Here is a 16348-nt window from a genome sequence, read left to right on the forward strand (position 1 = left end):
TCTTCAATTTCTCTATCGCTTCCCTCTCAAAGTTGGCGTAATCGAATCTGTCTTTCTCTTCTTCTTTCATTGTCTGTGTCTTTTTCAGTTTTTAAATTAAGTATTACTGACCGTTGACACAGTTTATTGAACAGACTCCCAGATTGACATCGAACATGGCCAAACGATCATCGAACATGGCAAAATGATCATCGAACATGGCAAAACGATCATCGAACATGGCCAAATGAACATCGACAACGGCAAAACGATCATCGAACACGGCCAAATAAACATCGAACACGGCCAAATAAACATCGAACACGGCCAAATGAACATCGAACACGGCCAAATGAACATCGAACATGGCCAAATGATCATCGAACACGGCAAAATGTGTCAGGCTAGTTCAGGAAGAGACAATAGGACCGTTCTGATCTCCTTACTGCACGATAGCGCGCAAACCACGAAGCCCCATATCTACAGGTGTCTCTCCTGAATCAAATTGTCCGTTGCTGTTGCTATCTGTCCATTCAAAACTCTGATTGGTGGAGAACGAAAGTTGCACTTCGATGTCGGAAGTTTCATTTCCATAGATGGTCAATGGAGTTTGGAAAGGCCCTGTAACCAAGCAGCTTCCAGCAGGAATGGGGCTGTTAGATAATGGATTAACAACGGTGGTGAATCCGGCAGGTACTTGCCCAGACAAAAAGAAACTCTGCCCAACAACTGTGGATTCAAATCCCCAATAACCTTGCAATTTGTTTGCGTTCACATTCTCAACCTTTTGATTGATGTTGTACGAAGTGATGTAGGTATTGAATCCGATGAAAGAAGCGAGTGTGCCTGTTAGATTGTTGAAGCCATTTGCATTGTAAATGATGTCGAAATCTTGATAGGTAACTGACACACGGATGAACTCATAGGTTCCTGCAGAAATAGAACTCAACGGAATGGATAGGAAAACCTCGTTTTCACCTTTAACAATCGCTTTGTCGAAATTAATGGCGCGGCTTCCACCAGCATAGGTCTCTTCGCCTTCGTACACGATTTCACCCGTTCCTAAAGCCGTCCAAGCGGTAGGAATCATTTCTACATAATGCGCAGACATTTTATTGAAAGAAGGAGACTGCGCTGCATTTCCTGACGGAACGGTTGCAACGTTTCCGAAACTGTCATATCGAGTCTGCGTTGGGTCGAATTTGAACTTGAAGATCAGATAAGGACCATCAGGTTGCGTGTCTTTTTCAACACATGAACTAAGGCTGAAGATCAGAACAATGCAGGCAAGGATTGAATTACGTTTCATGAGGTTGTTCAAATATTCCCGTAAATGTAATTATTGGTATGCACGTGTACTTGGCCATCTGTTGGAAACCACAAATCCGCGCGTATTTTCTATCCACCCGAAATTGCTTTCAGAAAATCCAACACAGAGAATGGATTCGTTATCACAATCGAATTGTTTTTTCAGGAAGTCCAGAATCTGTGCTGCTGAAAGCAGGGTTGCATCATCGGTCAAAGTAATTTGACCGATCCAATCAGGTTTTTCAATCACGAGCCACTTCAATTCATCATTCAGAACCTCTTCAGCTTCCGAAAGAAAGCACCAGTATCCTTGTTCGAGGAAAGGATTTGAATGCTGCGGAAGTGTTTTCTTTTGACCTTGTCGAAAGAAGAATTGCCCTTTCATGAAAAGTTTGCTTTCAATCTGCTCTCCGTTGAATAGTCCTCTGATTTTTGGATGAGAAGAAAGCCGCATTTGATGTTCGGTGAGCTTCTTCATCTTCTGGTCCAAATTGTCCTTTGCATCTGGGCCGATCATTGCTGAGAAGTCCGATGAAGGAGCGCTTTGCAGGTAGTATTTCAAGGCAATTTCCCAATGTTCCAGTTGGCCAGTTGCTGTATCTCGTAGGAGTAGGTCAAGTTCTCCAATGGTGATATTGCCTTCTTGTACCTGATGGTTTTTGAGAACGATTTCAAACCGTTCGTCTTTATCGATAATATAGAAAAGCAACTGTTCGAAGTACTTGCCCATTGGCATTGCACCTAAGTTGTGAAAGTGCGCGTTCACTTCATCTGGCCTTGAATCCAATTCTTGAAGGAGTTGAATCACAGCTTTTCTGTGCGCTTCATCTCTGATGTAATCAACGCAGTATGGATAGGCGAGGAGTGATGGGCTGAAAATGGCCCAATGGATTCTGCGGAGATGTAGGTTTTTGAGAAGCATTGATTCAGACTTCGATTTTCCAAACTTTAATACTTCGGTCGTCTCCCGTGGAAATCAAGAAGTCATTAAAATCCGACCAAAGCAGCTTGTTCACCGAATTCTTGTGTCCACCATTACTGAGGTCGATGGTTCTGATCGGTCTCATTTTCCCGAGCTCCCAAATGCGGATGGTCTTGTCCATGCTACCAGTAGCATAGATCGGTTTAGAAGGATGAAAAACGATACTGTAAATGGCGTAATTGTGTGCAGGTATCCTGTAAAGAAGTTCGTATCCGCTTGCAAGATCCCAGAAATTCAATCGCGCATCTCTGCTTCCGGATATCAGCTGCTTTCCGTTTGGAGTGTACTCCAAACAATTGACCGAGAAATCCTTTTCGTGGCCCTCAAGTTTTGCCAATTGCTCAAATGTTTGGGTATGAATAACGCGAATGGTTCCATCGCCACAACCAATGACCATCTCATCTTTATCTGGCCGAAAGGCAACGCAACGGACCTTAAGAGGCGTTAACACTTCGTGATGAAGGAGTTCGAAATTGGGAAGGCTCCAAACAGCGTAACTGCCATCGGCACTAAGGCTGATGATGCGCTTGCGCTGCTCATCATATTCGATATTGAAAATGGTGTTCTGATGCAATTGGAATAACCTGATCTCTTTGCCGATATGGAGGTCGATGACGTGCATTCCGCCTGAGTAATTGCCCACAATGAGCAGATTGAACTCCGCGATGTACTTTAAGGCATACGAACGACTTGGTAACGAGGCAACGGCTTTTACAGCTTGCATTTGCTCCAGGTCCCACTCAACCACCAATTGGTCGTTGCTTCCAGAAAATATCCGATCGGATGCGGCCGCTTTTTCTAAACTGTAAACAGAACCATCCAGTCCGGTGAGTTCAGAAATGAGTTCGATATTCATTATTGTTTAATTAATTACGTAAAAAGTTGAACAATACTTGATGACCACTGTTCTGCATCAAACTAAACTAAAACTTGAATACAATGAAAAAGTTAATTATTGCACTGATGACCGTAGCCGTAACTGGTAGTTCTGTATTTGCTACAGGAGGAAATGGTGACGGTGAAGAAACAATTGTAGGTGTTGCTGCAGGGAACAAAGATTTCAGCACATTGGTTGCAGCTGTTAAAGCAGCAGATCTAGTTGCTACGTTGAACAGTGAAGGTCCGTTCACAGTTTTTGCTCCGACAAATGCAGCTTTCGAAAAATTGCCAAAGGGTACAGTTGAAAGCCTTTTGGAGGCAGAGGCAAAAGACAAGCTTACAGCAATTTTGACTTACCACGTGGTAGCTGGAGAGTTCAAAGCTGCTGCTGTGATTGAAGCAATTAAGAAGAACAAAGGAAAGTTTGAGATCAAAACAGTTCAAGGAGGAACCTTAGTAGCTTCATTGAAAGGAAAGAACGTGATCTTGACAGACGCCAATGGAAACGTTTCTACAGTTGTTATTGCTGATGTGGCTGCGTCAAATGGCGTAATCCATGCAATTGATACGGTTGTAATGCCGAAATAAGTACCATCCAATCAAGATAAAAACCGCTATCGATTAAATTCGGTAGCGGTTTTTTTTTGTGCTCAAAAGTTTAAGTGGTAAATGCATGATCAGTAAAAGTGTGCTAAAACTTATTCCTGATCAAGGCTTTCCATCTTCTTTTGTACGGCATCTGCCTGTGCATATTTGCTATCGCTGGCAGTTCTATTGATCTTCGATAATTCGAATGCCTCTTGCATCAGCTTGTTGTAGCGTTCCTGCAGTTTCTCTTTCTCTGTTTTCTTCTTGAATAATCCGAACATGGATCTATCCTTTTATGGCCGACATGCCTCCGTCAACCTTCATTATTTGACCTGTCATCCAAGAACTATGTTCAGATAGGAGGAAAGCGACTGCATTGGCAATGTCTTGGCTGGTTCCAATTCGTTTTAGCGGATGACGCTCAGCATTGGCTTCGCGCTTCTGGTCTGAGTTCAGCAGCTTTTCCGCCAATGGTGTGTCCGTCAACGATGGCGCAATGCAATTAACACGAATGGTAGGAGCAAATTCTGCCGCCAACGAGCGTGTCAATCCTTCAATGGCACCTTTAGAAACAGCCACTTGCGCATGGAAATTGAATCCTTGCTGTACCGCCACGGTGGAGAACAGCACAATGGAACCTTTACCCGATTTCAACTTTGGTAAAACTGCTTGAATGACCTTGATGGCACCGATGGTCTGCAGTTGCAGGTCTTCGGCAAATTCAGCGGGTTTGATGCGATGAAACGGCTTTAGGTTGATGCTGCCTGGGCAATACACCAATCCGTGCAATTCATCAGGAACGAAGGACAGATCCAGTTCCTCATCCAACACATTCAAATAATGGAATTCGATGTTCTCGGTTGATGCTGATTCGCTTTGGTTGTAGGTACCAAACACCCGAATTTCCTGCTTGGCTAACTGTAGCGCCAATGCTTTGCCAATTCCAGAACTGGCTCCTATTATGAGTATGTTCTTCATGATCCTGAGTCTGTGAATACACTATCGTCCACCTTGCGGTTCAACTCCACATTGGAGATGACCATCTTCACCTTTCCCGTTTCGTATTTCCCTTGAGTTTCGTCTTCTCGGACAGGCGTGCTGCTGAAATCGCCACTGATGGCTTTTGGCATTTTGAACCTTCGGAAATCGGCCATGAATTCCATTTCCCTTGGAAGAATATCGGTCGCGTTAGCGTAAGTGTTGAAGTAGGTTACGGTTCCTTCGCGTTTCAATGTAAGCTCAGATTTGTGAATCCGTCCGTCCTTTTTCCCCACCATCAAGCGCATAATTACCAACTCTTCTGGGTTATTCGGAATGATGTTGATGTTGTGGCAGGCAATGCCATTCACTACCGATTCTCCAGCCAAAATGGCGATGTATGAACTTGGGTCGTCAAGCAATTCCAACTGCTCAAACGGATTCTGCTTGGGTAGGAAAATCAAACCTTTGGTCTGCACACGGAATTTATCCGGTTTCTTGTAGAACATCTTCCCATTGATCTTCTCAATGGCCACGCCCGGAATGTCGAAGTTCATCTGCACATCGCATTTCAGATCGTTGATGGTTTTGAAGTCGATGCGGATCTTCTCTACAAGTTCGTTGGCTGTCTGTGCCCAACTCACGTGAGTGACGAGTAGAAGTAATGCAATGGTGATTGATCGTTTCATTATTCGATGATGTCTTTGTTCTTGAAATGATATTGAGTGATGCCGAAGAATACCAACGAATGCAGCACAAGAATGCCTGCAGACTGGAGAATTTCGGCAGTTGGGATCGGGTCGGAGAATAGTCTGCGCCACAGTCCCATGTGGTTGGTAAAAAGGAATGGCATGATCGGGTCGAAGAAGCTCATTTCAAAAGAGCTGATGACCGTGAAGACGATGATCACCACCATGGTAAGTACAATGGGGCCAACGCTGTTGTTAGAGAAGGCCGAAAGCATCAGCGAAAGCGAAGCAACGGTTGTCAAACTGATGAACGCAAACACGAATGCAGCCATGAATCGCCAGAACAACTCTGCATCGCGGATTACCACCAATCCATCGGCATTGAGCACCAATAGATCTCCCGGACCGAAAATGACCAACGATAATCCGTAGGCGAAAACGCCTAACAGAAGCAGAATTCCCAAGGAATAAAGCATGGCTGTTATCCACTTGGCCGAGATGAATTTGAATCGGCTGATGGGCTTGGTGAGAGAGTAACGCAAGGTTCCCATGGCGGCTTCGCCCGAGATGAGATCGCCCGTTACCAACGCAACCAACAACGGCAGCTGAATAATGAGCGTTTGCAGAATGATGAAACAGATGAGGTTTCCATTCACGACCGTGCCTTCCAAGGAGAAAACCTGGTCGAAATTCTGAAACAGCAGGTCGATGTATTCCTTGCCAGTAAAGTAGAACGAGGCATCAATCAGCGCTACCAACGCAATGATGGAACCCATGCCGATGTAGCTCCGCGGACGTGTGAACGCTTTGATAATCTCCGCTTCAAGAATCCGTCTCATGCAGCAGTCAGTTTGAGGAAGTAGTCTTCCAGTTTACGTCTGTGGTCGAGGCGATAGATCTTGTGATCGGCAGCGTTCAACTTGGAAACCACGTCTGGAATGGCGGCCAGTTCTGCGTTAAAATTGATCGCTTTTTGGTCTTGCATTACAGAATAACCCATCGCTTCAATCATCACCTTAGAAGCTGCCAGATCATCCGTCTCTAAACTCACAGAAACGGAATTCTTCGAAAGCAACTCAGACACGTTTCCTTGCGAAACACAAACACCTTTGTTGATGATAGCCATGCTATCGGCCATTTGTTCCACTTCGGAAAGGATGTGTGAAGAGAGAATGACGGTCTTGCCGAATTCCTCTTTCAAGCGGATAATGAGCTGACGGAGTTCGATGATTCCCTTCGGGTCGAGGCCATTTGTGGGTTCATCCAAAATGATGATCTCCGGATCATTGAGCATGGCTTGCGCAATTCCTAGTCGCTGCCGCATCCCTTGCGAATAAGTTGAAACACGATCACTTTCTCTTCCAGTCAAGCCAACCAGTTCAATCAAATCTGTGATTCGCTGTTTCGTGATTTCTTTAGGGTAATAGCGTGCCGAAACCTGCAAGTTCAGTTTTCCGCTTAGGTAAGGGTAGAAGCGAGGCTCTTCAATGATGCTGCCAATTCGTGGCAAGGCATCGTTCAGGTCTTTCAGGTCGATCTTTTCGAAATAACGAACGGTTCCTTTGTTCGGTTTGATCAAGCCGACCAGAATCCGGATCATGGTGGTCTTTCCCGCACCGTTCGGTCCCAACAGACCGAAGATCTCACCACGTTTTACTTCCAGATCCAGTCCTTTCAGTGCGTGAAAGGTACCGTAGTACTTCTCCAATCCTGATACTGACAATATCGTTTCTGACATGCTTTAATTGAAACTTATAGCAATCCAAACACATATTTTTGTTAAATGTTTTAATTTAAATCTTAAACAAAACAATTGATAGTGTGAACTAACTCACGCGCATTATGTTTCATTTTCAGAACTTTCTAGAAAATGAGAATCGCATTAATCATATTGGTCGTGGTGCTTTTGGTGTTTACCGCAGCGCAGGCCTACATCTCCATGGACATGGCCAAGACAGAACAACAAGCGTACGAAGTGCTTTGGAAGAACAATCAACTTGAAGCGCGTTATTATCCGAAGGCCGTGATGGCCTCGGTAACTGACTCGAGCAGCAGTTATCGCAGCAGTTCCAATCAGAATTTCCGCGTTCTGGCTGGATACATTTTTGGTGGAAACGAGAAGAGTCAATCCATAGCCATGACTGCGCCCGTTCATATGGCGTTCAACGAATCGGGTTCACAGATGAGTTTTGTGATGCCTGCTGATATGAAGATGGAAGAACTTCCAGCACCGAAAGACCGAAGCGTGAAATTCTCTGAAGTAGGAGAGAAGTACGTGGTAGCTATTCGTTTTGGTGGTTGGGCCAGTGATGATAAAATCGCTGAAAACGCTGATAAACTGGTTTCAACGCTTAAAACCATGGGCATCGAGATTCAATCCGAACCTTGGTACATGGGTTACAATCCCCCATTTCAACTCATCAACAGAAGGAATGAGGTGGCGGTAGAGATCAACAGATCTGATGTGGATCTATTGAAGTTGCTGTAGGTAGCAGAAATTTTCTGTCCACCGAAAGAGTTGATTTGTAGTTTAGTGCTTTCGCAATAACTACGCCCATGGACTTCAGTGTAATCGATCTAATTACATTTATCTCTTTTGCTCTTCTTGTAATCGGAGTTTCGCTTTATGCGGGTCGAAAAGAGGAAACCTCGGAAGATTATTTCCTTGCAGGACGAGGACTTACATGGTGGATGATCGGACTGTCGCTCATTGCTTCCAACATCTCTACCGAGCATTTTGTGGGTATGGCTGGTCAAGGATTCATGGCTGATATTGGCATGGCCATAGCCAGTTATGAATGGATTGCAGCGCTTTCACTCATCATTGTTGCCCTCTTCTTACTACCACGTTTCTTACGGTCAGGCATTTATACCATTCCAGAGTTTTTGGAATACCGCTACAACAAATGGCCACGGATGATCATGGGTTTTGGCCTGCTTTTCATGTATGCAGGCGTAACCATGGCTACGGTTCTTTATGCTGGTGCCTTGGCCATGCACACCATTTTCGGTGTGCCGATGGAAATGGGCGTTTGGCTGATCGGTGGAATAGCAGGTCTTTACACCGTTTATGGTGGATTGAAAGCCGTGGTTTGGTCAGACGTTATTCAAGGAACTGCATTGCTAATTGGTGGTGTGCTGGTTACTGTTTTAGCGATGGATGCCGTGGGTGGTTGGTCTGCATTTGTAGAGCTTTCTGCCGGACGCTTGCACACCGTTCTTCCTGCTGATCATCCTGAATTGCCATGGACAGCTGTGTTCATTGGCGGCATGTGGCTTCCGAACATTTTCTATTGGGGATTGAATCAGTTCATCACTCAGCGGACCTTGGCGGCCAAAAGCCTCTCGGAAGGGCAGAAGGGTGTGCTATTTGGAGCTAGTTTGAAGTTGATCATGCCCATGATCGTGGTGTTCCCAGGAATCATCGCTTTTGAGTTGTATGCCGACCAAATTCCGAATGCGGATCTTGCTTACCCAACGCTTATCAAGAACCTGCTTCCAACTGGTTTGATCGGAATCATGTTTGCAGCGCTATTTGGTGCTACCATGAGTACACTCGATTCGTTATTGAACTCGGCTGCCACCATTTTCACCATCGACTTTTATCAGGCATGGAAACCGAAAGAATCTTCTAAACACTACATCAAGGTTGGTCGAATTGCAACCATTGTATTTGTGGTTTTAGCCTGTTTGAGCACACGCTTTGTAGCCGATTTCGGTGAAGGTCTTTATAAGTTCATTCAGATTTGGTGGGGCTGTATTCAACCCGGAATTGTAGCTGCATTCTTCTTAGGTTTCCTTTGGAAAAAGACCTCTTGGCAAGCTGCTGTTGCAGGAATGCTCATCAACGTGCCATTGTATCTGATTCTACTGAATCAATTCCCAGAGATTGCATTCCTTCATCACATGGCCATTTGTTTTGTGGTCTGCATCGTGGTAATGGTAGGCATATCGCTCATTAAGCCAGAAACCCGCGACATCGTTTATCCTGTGAACAAAGGATATGACATGAAGCCAAGCAAGACCGTCATTGTGTGGAGCGTACTGATTTTTTTAAGCGTGGTAGCACTGTATTGGGTATTCAGATAATACCTTTGATCCGTGTTTGAAAAGCTGAGCGAACTTCCAGATCTGAAGAAACAAGTAGTCAAATTCACCATGATAGGTGTGTTGGCCGTACTTGTTGATCTTGGCTGCTACTACCTTTTACTCAATCTTATTCCAGAACAGCTTTTTGGTTTTGCACCGAACGAATCAGTGGCCAAAAGCATCTCATTTCTGTGTGGAATGAGCGTTACCTATACACTTAATAAGATATGGACATGGAAAAAGCGCGACAGCTCCAAATCGCGTATGGCCAAGTTTGTGACACTCTATGGCTTGTCATTGGTGATGAACGTATTGGTCAATTCTTCCTTGCTATTTCTCCTGCATCATTTTGCCGATATACTCAATCTTCCGTACAAATATTTCATCGCTTTTATTGGAGCAACTGGCTTTAGTGCGGTAATGAACTTCCTTGGTCAGAAATTCTGGGTTTTTAAAGGAGACGAACCCGAAACACCGCAAGCATGAGTTTTGGTCGTGTGTTGGGAATGATGCGGAATGTGAAAAACTTCCCGTCCTACCTCTTTCATAAATGGGGTATTGCTAAGCAGGAGCCGTTTGTTCTACAAGCTAAGAATGATGTATCTGTAGAAGTGCCATCGCGCATGATGCATACAGCGAAAGAGGTGTTCTTTACAGATGATTATAGGTTTGATCAACTTAAAGAAACCATTTTGGGCTTAACCGCAACGCCAACCATTGTGGATGTTGGTGCCAATGTGGGCTACCTTTCTGCATTCAGTTTCACACGATTTCCGAAGGCCAAGGTTATTTCTGTAGAGCCGATTCCGAATAATCTGAACTTGCTTAGACGAAACAAGCAGATGAACAGCCAATTTGATTGGACCATTTTTGAAGGCGTTCTTTCGGATACGGATGGAGAGTTGGAAATCCAGTTCGACAACACCGATTCGTTCAGTACATCAGCTAGCATGTATGGGCTAGATGCCGGAAATGATAAGTTAAACGTCAGGTCATTGTCGCTTGATAGCCTGATGAAAGAACGGCAGCTAGCACAGATCCATATTCTGAAATTGGACTGCGAAGGCGCAGAATACGACATTCTTTATTGCTTGAATGATAAGCAATTGAATTCCATTCGATTCATTACCATGGAAACGCATCACATTGATAATGAACGCAGAAACCGCGATGTGCTTGTTTCTTGGTTGAGCGGAAAAGGGTGGAATACGGATGTGGTACGATCTAAGGTTTTGGCGATCAATCCATCCTTCTCTCAGCTTTAAACCTCAACACCCAACTGATATTTATTCGCTTCAACATCCGCACTCGGAATCCAGTCTTCGTACTTCACAGAATCATCCAGTACGACAGGATGGCCTAAATAGTCTAAGCGCTTGGCAGGCCAAATACAGGTTTTCCAAAGATAAGGCAGGAGGTACTTCTGTTCTAGGTTCGGGTGTAACTGAGGGCGGATATGCTCGGCATGATACGCTGGTAATTGGCTCCAATGCAGATCGGGTCGATTGTGGTGCGCGCCATGAAAACCATTGTTGAATGCAATAAAGTTCAAGAACGGATTGGTAAAGTTTCGCGAATGATTAACAGCATGGTTTTCATCGCAACCATCATGCTGCCAGTAGTTGGTACCCACAATTCCCCAAGCGGCATACAGATGAGGAATAAAAATGAGCAGCAAGGCATATTCCCAGTTGTAGAACAGCAATCCGAATTTGGCGCGCTGTACAATCACCATTTCCAATGCATACTGGTAGAACCAACTCGGTTTTTCCTTCAGCATGCGCTTGGCAAATATGTTCTCATCCTTCATAATGCCTGGCGCATTCTGAAAGAACATCATGAACTGATTCATGAAATTCCATCGGTAGCGCATTTGCGTACTACGGATACGGTCCATCGGCTTTTGAGTGTGCTGGTGGTGACTGAAATTATGTCCCGAAACGTAGGCGCTTACGGAATGTCCGTACGTGAAAGACAGCACTACTTGAAACAACTTGTTCATCCCTTTGCTCTTGAAAATGGGATGATGGATGGTATTGTGAACGATGACAGCACACATGAAAGAAAGCACAGCCAGCACAGCCATAATCGGCAAACGCAAGTACCATTCTGATGGAAAATAAACCCACGCCAAAATGGAGCAGGTAAAATAGAGGGCAACTACTGCCAGCGTTCGGATATCTGCTGAATATTTAAGCATGATGCAAAATTAGTCATTCGCTTATGTTCATCGCGTCCCATCAAATACTGTTTCTACCCATCCGTATATTCGGGAAAAGAGAATGGAAAGCTTAGTACTGATTCGGTCGTATTACAGGGTTTGTATATATTTACACTAGACCAATCAACAAAAAAGAACGATGAAACATCTATTACTCTGTTTTACGCTGGCTTTGACATTCGCCAACGTTTTGGCTCAATCACCCCAACTAATGAACTACCAGGGCGTAGCCCGAGACAATGGCGGAAACGTTCTTGCCAACCAAGCCGTTGGTGTTCGTGTATACATCCGTAGCGGATCAACCACGGGAACTATCGTTTATCAAGAAGAACATGCGGTTACGACCAATGATTTCGGTCTCTTCAATCTGCAGATAGGATCGGAAGATATTGGTGGAGCCATGCTGGTCATCGATTGGGCGGGAAATTCACATTACATCGAAATAGGTCTAGACCCATCGGGCGGAACCAGTTATCAGACCATGGGCGTTTCGCAATTGATCTCTGTTCCTTACGCACTACACGCTAAAAGTGCTGCTAATGTGAGCGGAACTGCCAACTACGTTTCTAAGTTCAGTTCAAGCAATCAGTTGGGTAATTCGCAGTTATTCGACAATGGAACCAACATTGGTATTGGCACCACAACGCCTTTGGAGAGGCTGCATTTGGATAATGGTTCTCTCCGTATCAACTCAAGTTTTGGAAACATCAAATTTGAAAGCACTGGAGGAACCGGCTGGCAGTGGAGCACACAAGGTGGAGGAGTGGGTCTTCAATTACATAATCTAGTAAGCGGTTCAACCGACCAGTTACGTATGTATCTGGATGGAAGCAATGGCAGAATGGGACTAGGCACTGGAACCCCTCTGTCTCCGCTTGATATCAGAGGTGGTGCATCTTCAGAGATTGTTCGTTTGGTGACCAACGATCAGTTGCAGATAGGTTTTTACGAGGCGCTTAGCTATCGCGGTTATGTTGGTTCTGTAGCAGGTAACGAGGAAGATATTGACCTTGCCAGCGATGCAGGCTCAGTGCATTTGGTAACGGGTGGAACCATCGACTTGACCGCTAAGGCTGGTAAGATCGGTATCGGCAACACAAGTCCTGCAGCAACGCTCGATGTGAATAATCCAAGTACAGGACAAACAATTAAAGTCAATGCTACCGATCAGGTCTATCTTGGTTTTTGGGAGAATAACGGCTACCGCGGTTACGTAGGTTCTTACTATGGAGGAATTGCAGATGTAGACCTAGGCAGTCTAGCAGGCTCCGTGCATTTGGTTACCGGTTCTTCTATTGACCTTACCGCCAAAGCAGGAAACATCGGAATTGGAACAACTGATCCAGTCCAATTGTTGGATATAGTAAGCGCTGGAAATGCTTTTGCACGGATTACGTCCGCTTCAAATGCAAATGAAGCTGGATTGGACCTCATGCGAGATGGCGGCAACAGCCAATGGCGCATTGCAAATGATGGTTTCGATAATCAAGGCGAGTTGGTTTTTAGGAGAGAGTCCTTCGGGTTGACCACTCCGTCACGCGAATACAGATTCAGTGCATCCTTCTTCCAACCTGCTTCTGACAACAACAAAACCTTGGGTACTGCTAGCAACCGATGGTCTGTTGTTTATGCAGGTAACGGAACAATCAATACCTCCGATGGTAGGGACAAGGAGAATGTGCGCGAATTAGGCTATGGCATCGCTGATTTAATGAAACTGCGTCCTGTTTCATTCACATGGAAAGAAAAACCACAGTGGGGCACCAAATTGGGACTGATTGCACAGGAAGTGGACGAAGTAATTGATGAAGTGGTTATCCAAGGTAATCTAGAACCTATCTACAATGATGCTGGTGAGGAAATCGATAAGACCGATCGCTATGGAATCTTCTATTCTGACCTTATTCCTGTTCTTATCAAGGCAACGCAGGATCAACAATTACTGATTGAAAAACAGCAGGCACAGATCGATGCGCTCATTAAGGACAACGAATCCATCAGGGAAGAATTGAAGAAGTAATAGTGCCCTAATCGCACGAAAGAAAGCCCTGCATCTGCGGGGCTTTTTTGTTTTCATGACGTGATTCACTTCACTCGTTGAACTATTAAATTTGTACCATGGAAACAACAGCCAGAGCCGCCAACTTCCGTAATTACGAAGAGGGCGAAACCATAGCCACGGTAAGAGAGAATTACCGTAAGATGCGTACCAACCAAACGGTTGAATATGTTCAGCGCATGCGCAATAAGTACCTAAGCTTCGATCGACCAATGCACGTGTGGGAGGCTATGGAAAAGCTGAACGTATTCGTTGATCTGAGCGACCCGGATATGAACCTTCCTAATCTGCATCATTTGGTGCAAACAGCTGAAGGCATGCGAGCGGACAATCGACCAGATTGGATGCAATTGGTTGGCCTCATTCACGACCTTGGCAAGTGCATGTTCCTTTGGGGAGAAGATGAAGATGGCACCAGCATGAAAGAGCAGTGGGGATTGGTGGGTGATATCTTTCTAGTAGGTTGTAAGTTTCCACAAACCTTGGTTTATCCTGAGTTTAATGATGCCAACCCCGATATGCAGGACCCACGCTACAATACCGAATTAGGTATCTACAGCAAAGGATACGGATTAGACAATGCGCTAAAAGCTTGGGGACACGATGAGTACCTGTTTCAAGTGCTGACCAATCACAAAGAGAACAGCATACCGAAAGAAGGTATGACCATGGTGCGCTACCATAGTTTTTATCCTTGGCACACAGGCGGTAGCTACATGGACATCATGGCAGAGGAGGAGAAGCCTTATTTGGATTGGGTGAAGGACTTCAACCAATATGACCTTTATACCAAACGCCCGCAGACCTACGAGTTGGACGACCTGAAAGGTTACTACTTGCCTATTATTGAAAAGTACCTAGGGAAGGGGCCAATATATTGGTAGGTCTTGGCTTTGCGAGGATTTATCCTCCAGTGGCTGCGTTTTCCTTTTTCTGACTTTGCTTAAAGCGCATGCGGTAGCTCAATCCAATGCCTACATACCAATCTCGTTGTTCGGGGTTTGGCGAAACCAACCATTTACCAACACCCGATTGTACATCCAGTTGTAGGTCGTTGGTGACGAGGAATGAAACGCCTCCATTGATCCGTGGGTACCAATAGTCGATTTTCAGGTCATTCGACCCTAGATAATTCGTTTGATTGCCGTAGGCGGCATAGTATTGTCCGAAGTGTTCCAGGTACATGGAAACACGGGGCGAAACGGCCACACTGAGATTGAGGGTGTACTGCAGGGTAGGCGCATTTAGCCACGTCATGCCGATGTTGGAAGAAAGTTTGACCCGGCTTTCCAATTGCTGCTCAATTAGAATCAGAAATTTGGGTCGGATACTGTTCTGGTACATGGGCGTGCCTTTTTTCGGGAAAGAAACCTCGGCAAACAATCCGATGGAAGGAATGGCTCCATTGGCTTTTACCACATTGCCACGCAAACGGAACGCATAGTTGAGGTCTTCGATCTGATTGGTTGAATAATTGTTCTTTTTTTCTTGGCTCATGTTCATGTAGGCCACCGTGAAGTTTACTTCCAAGCGCTCCGCAATGCCTACCCGAATCACGGCTTCGCCCATTCCTCCCGAAAAACCAGAACTCCAACGCGAATTGAGGGTGGACTGAGCAAAATCTCCACCTACCTGAAATTGCAGTACTCGTGCTCCAACAGTAGTGGCTGCATTGGTCATGCAAGGCCTGTCGCTAGCAATGGTTTCTGAAAATTGGGCACGAACCTGTAAGGCACTGAGGCAAAGAAGGAGTGAAGCGAAGAGTAATTGAAAACACTTGGACATCGATTACTGGATTTGAAGGCCCAATTTATGAATAGAATCCATGGCGGTACATGAGATATGCCTCATGCAAGTGTAGCCGTTTTATTGGCTTATCTTGCAGGCTACAAAACACAAGACAAATTCAAATGGCACACATCAAAAAAGAAGAGAAAAAATCGATCACGCAGAAAATGCTCTCGTTCAGACTATCAGGTTTGGTGGCCTATGCTAAATATTTGGCCGACCAGTTAGAGAGTTCAGAAGGGAAAGAGCACCGCAAGGCCTACACCAAATATATCAAGAGCGAAATAAAAAGTACAGCCAAGAAAATTGACCGTGTAGAATCGAAATTGGAAAAATCGAGCCCCAAGTTGGTAAAGTCTAAAGTGGAGCCGAAGCCATTGGTAGTGGCTAAGCCAGCTGCCGTGGACAAACCAAAAACCGTTACGAAACCTGCTGCTAAAGCTATTGCCACAAAACCTGTAGCAAAGGCTGCTCCTTCAAAACCAGCTGCGAAAGCCGCAACGAAACCTACGGATGCCGCAAAGCCTGCTGCTGATGCCAAAGTGGTGAAGCCTAAGTAAGCCTTTTCGTACCGCTTCGGGTCTCTGTAATGCAATAAATGGGTTCTTAAATTGCATGCATGTGCTACGCCATTGAAGAAGGCTATCGGAGGAGAATAAATGAGGGCATCCGCAAAGGCGCCAGTGTAGCAGACATCAACTACCACATTGACGCCTTCAATAAGAAATTCCCCGACCGTGCCATGCCTCGTATTCAAGGAGGCCATTACCTGAGTCGCTTTACTCACC

Annotated in this window: 19 protein-coding genes; 8 read left to right on the forward strand and 11 right to left on the reverse strand. The window is 45.1% G+C overall.

Translation table 11 applies throughout. The annotated features are described in order from the left end of the window. Window positions 1-103 precede the first annotated feature (103 nt). The 4 genes from K9J17_18230 to K9J17_18245 are packed head-to-tail and all read right to left on the reverse strand — an operon-like array spanning window position 104 to window position 3125. Window positions 104-367, reverse strand: a complete 264-nt coding sequence (locus K9J17_18230; protein ID MCF8278670.1) for a hypothetical protein — start codon at window positions 365-367, stop codon at window positions 104-106. A gap of 54 nt (window positions 368-421) precedes the next feature. Beyond that, window positions 422-1288, reverse strand: a complete 867-nt coding sequence (locus K9J17_18235) for a hypothetical protein (protein ID MCF8278671.1) — start codon at window positions 1286-1288, stop codon at window positions 422-424. Window positions 1289-1318: 30 nt separating this feature from the next. Further along, window positions 1319-2209: a DUF1853 family protein gene (locus K9J17_18240; GenBank protein MCF8278672.1), complete on the reverse strand. Its 891-nt coding sequence runs from the start codon at window positions 2207-2209 to the stop codon at window positions 1319-1321. A 4-nt stretch (window positions 2210-2213) separates the two neighbouring features. Beyond that, window positions 2214-3125: a WD40 repeat domain-containing protein gene (locus K9J17_18245; protein MCF8278673.1), complete on the reverse strand. Its 912-nt coding sequence runs from the start codon at window positions 3123-3125 to the stop codon at window positions 2214-2216. Window positions 3126-3208: 83 nt separating this feature from the next. On the opposite strand from K9J17_18245, the gene K9J17_18250 reads away from it, so the two are divergent. After that, window positions 3209-3736, forward strand: coding sequence for a fasciclin domain-containing protein (locus K9J17_18250; GenBank protein MCF8278674.1), 528 nt, complete (start codon window positions 3209-3211; stop codon window positions 3734-3736). 110 nt (window positions 3737-3846) lie between these two features. Here the strand turns inward: K9J17_18250 and K9J17_18255 are convergent, their stop codons facing one another. Genes K9J17_18255 through K9J17_18275 form a run of 5 tightly spaced genes read right to left on the reverse strand, consistent with a single transcriptional unit; the run spans window position 3847 to window position 7141 of the window. Continuing rightward, complete coding sequence (locus tag K9J17_18255) at window positions 3847-4017, reverse strand: Lacal_2735 family protein (GenBank protein ID MCF8278675.1); 171 nt, start codon at window positions 4015-4017, stop codon at window positions 3847-3849. A gap of 4 nt (window positions 4018-4021) precedes the next feature. Further along, window positions 4022-4714 carry an SDR family oxidoreductase gene (locus K9J17_18260; GenBank protein MCF8278676.1) on the reverse strand — a complete coding sequence of 231 codons (693 nt, stop codon included), beginning with the start codon at window positions 4712-4714 and terminating at the stop codon, window positions 4022-4024. Then, complete coding sequence (locus K9J17_18265; protein MCF8278677.1) at window positions 4711-5403, reverse strand: hypothetical protein; 693 nt, start codon at window positions 5401-5403, stop codon at window positions 4711-4713. The genes K9J17_18260 and K9J17_18265 overlap by 4 nt, the downstream gene beginning before the upstream one ends. After that, window positions 5403-6242 carry an ABC transporter permease gene (locus K9J17_18270; GenBank protein ID MCF8278678.1) on the reverse strand — a complete coding sequence of 280 codons (840 nt, stop codon included), beginning with the start codon at window positions 6240-6242 and terminating at the stop codon, window positions 5403-5405. The genes K9J17_18265 and K9J17_18270 overlap by 1 nt, the downstream gene beginning before the upstream one ends. Then, a complete protein-coding gene (locus K9J17_18275) occupies window positions 6239-7141 on the reverse strand; it encodes an ABC transporter ATP-binding protein (GenBank protein ID MCF8278679.1) in 903 nt (300 codons plus the stop codon). Before K9J17_18275 ends, K9J17_18270 begins: the two co-directional genes overlap by 4 nt. Before the next feature lie 132 nt (window positions 7142-7273). Here K9J17_18275 and K9J17_18280 point away from each other — a divergent pair, with 132 nt between their 5' ends. The 4 genes from K9J17_18280 to K9J17_18295 all read left to right on the forward strand — a co-directional run bounded on the left by K9J17_18280 (window position 7274) and on the right by K9J17_18295 (window position 10757). After that, window positions 7274-7891: a heme-binding protein gene (locus K9J17_18280; protein MCF8278680.1), complete on the forward strand. Its 618-nt coding sequence runs from the start codon at window positions 7274-7276 to the stop codon at window positions 7889-7891. 68 nt (window positions 7892-7959) lie between these two features. Continuing rightward, window positions 7960-9492 carry a solute:sodium symporter family transporter gene (locus K9J17_18285; protein ID MCF8278681.1) on the forward strand — a complete coding sequence of 511 codons (1533 nt, stop codon included), beginning with the start codon at window positions 7960-7962 and terminating at the stop codon, window positions 9490-9492. A gap of 12 nt (window positions 9493-9504) precedes the next feature. Beyond that, on the forward strand, window positions 9505-9978 hold the full coding sequence (locus K9J17_18290; GenBank protein MCF8278682.1) for a GtrA family protein: 474 nt from the start codon (window positions 9505-9507) through the stop codon (window positions 9976-9978). Then, window positions 9975-10757 carry an FkbM family methyltransferase gene (locus K9J17_18295; protein ID MCF8278683.1) on the forward strand — a complete coding sequence of 261 codons (783 nt, stop codon included), beginning with the start codon at window positions 9975-9977 and terminating at the stop codon, window positions 10755-10757. The genes K9J17_18290 and K9J17_18295 overlap by 4 nt, the downstream gene beginning before the upstream one ends. Here the strand turns inward: K9J17_18295 and K9J17_18300 are convergent. Beyond that, on the reverse strand, window positions 10754-11692 hold the full coding sequence (locus K9J17_18300; protein MCF8278684.1) for a fatty acid desaturase: 939 nt from the start codon (window positions 11690-11692) through the stop codon (window positions 10754-10756). The genes K9J17_18295 and K9J17_18300 overlap by 4 nt on opposite strands. 160 nt (window positions 11693-11852) lie before the next feature. On the opposite strand from K9J17_18300, the gene K9J17_18305 reads away from it, so the two are divergent. Further along, window positions 11853-13733 (forward strand): tail fiber domain-containing protein, encoded by a 1881-nt coding sequence (locus K9J17_18305; protein ID MCF8278685.1) that lies wholly within the window; start codon window positions 11853-11855, stop codon window positions 13731-13733. Window positions 13734-13831: 98 nt separating this feature from the next. Further along, window positions 13832-14656, forward strand: a complete 825-nt coding sequence (locus K9J17_18310; protein ID MCF8278686.1) for an inositol oxygenase — start codon at window positions 13832-13834, stop codon at window positions 14654-14656. 19 nt (window positions 14657-14675) lie between these two features. Here the strand turns inward: K9J17_18310 and K9J17_18315 are convergent, their stop codons facing one another. Then, window positions 14676-15557, reverse strand: coding sequence for a transporter (locus K9J17_18315; GenBank protein ID MCF8278687.1), 882 nt, complete (start codon window positions 15555-15557; stop codon window positions 14676-14678). 125 nt (window positions 15558-15682) lie between these two features. Between K9J17_18315 and K9J17_18320 the strand changes: the two genes are divergently transcribed. Continuing rightward, entirely contained in the window at window positions 15683-16120 is a 438-nt protein-coding gene (locus tag K9J17_18320; protein ID MCF8278688.1) for a hypothetical protein, read from the forward strand. The last annotated feature ends 228 nt before the right edge of the window (window positions 16121-16348 follow it).

Source organism: Flavobacteriales bacterium, from assembly GCA_021739695.1.
In the GTDB taxonomy this organism is placed as follows: Bacteria; Bacteroidota; Bacteroidia; order UBA10329; family UBA10329; genus UBA10329.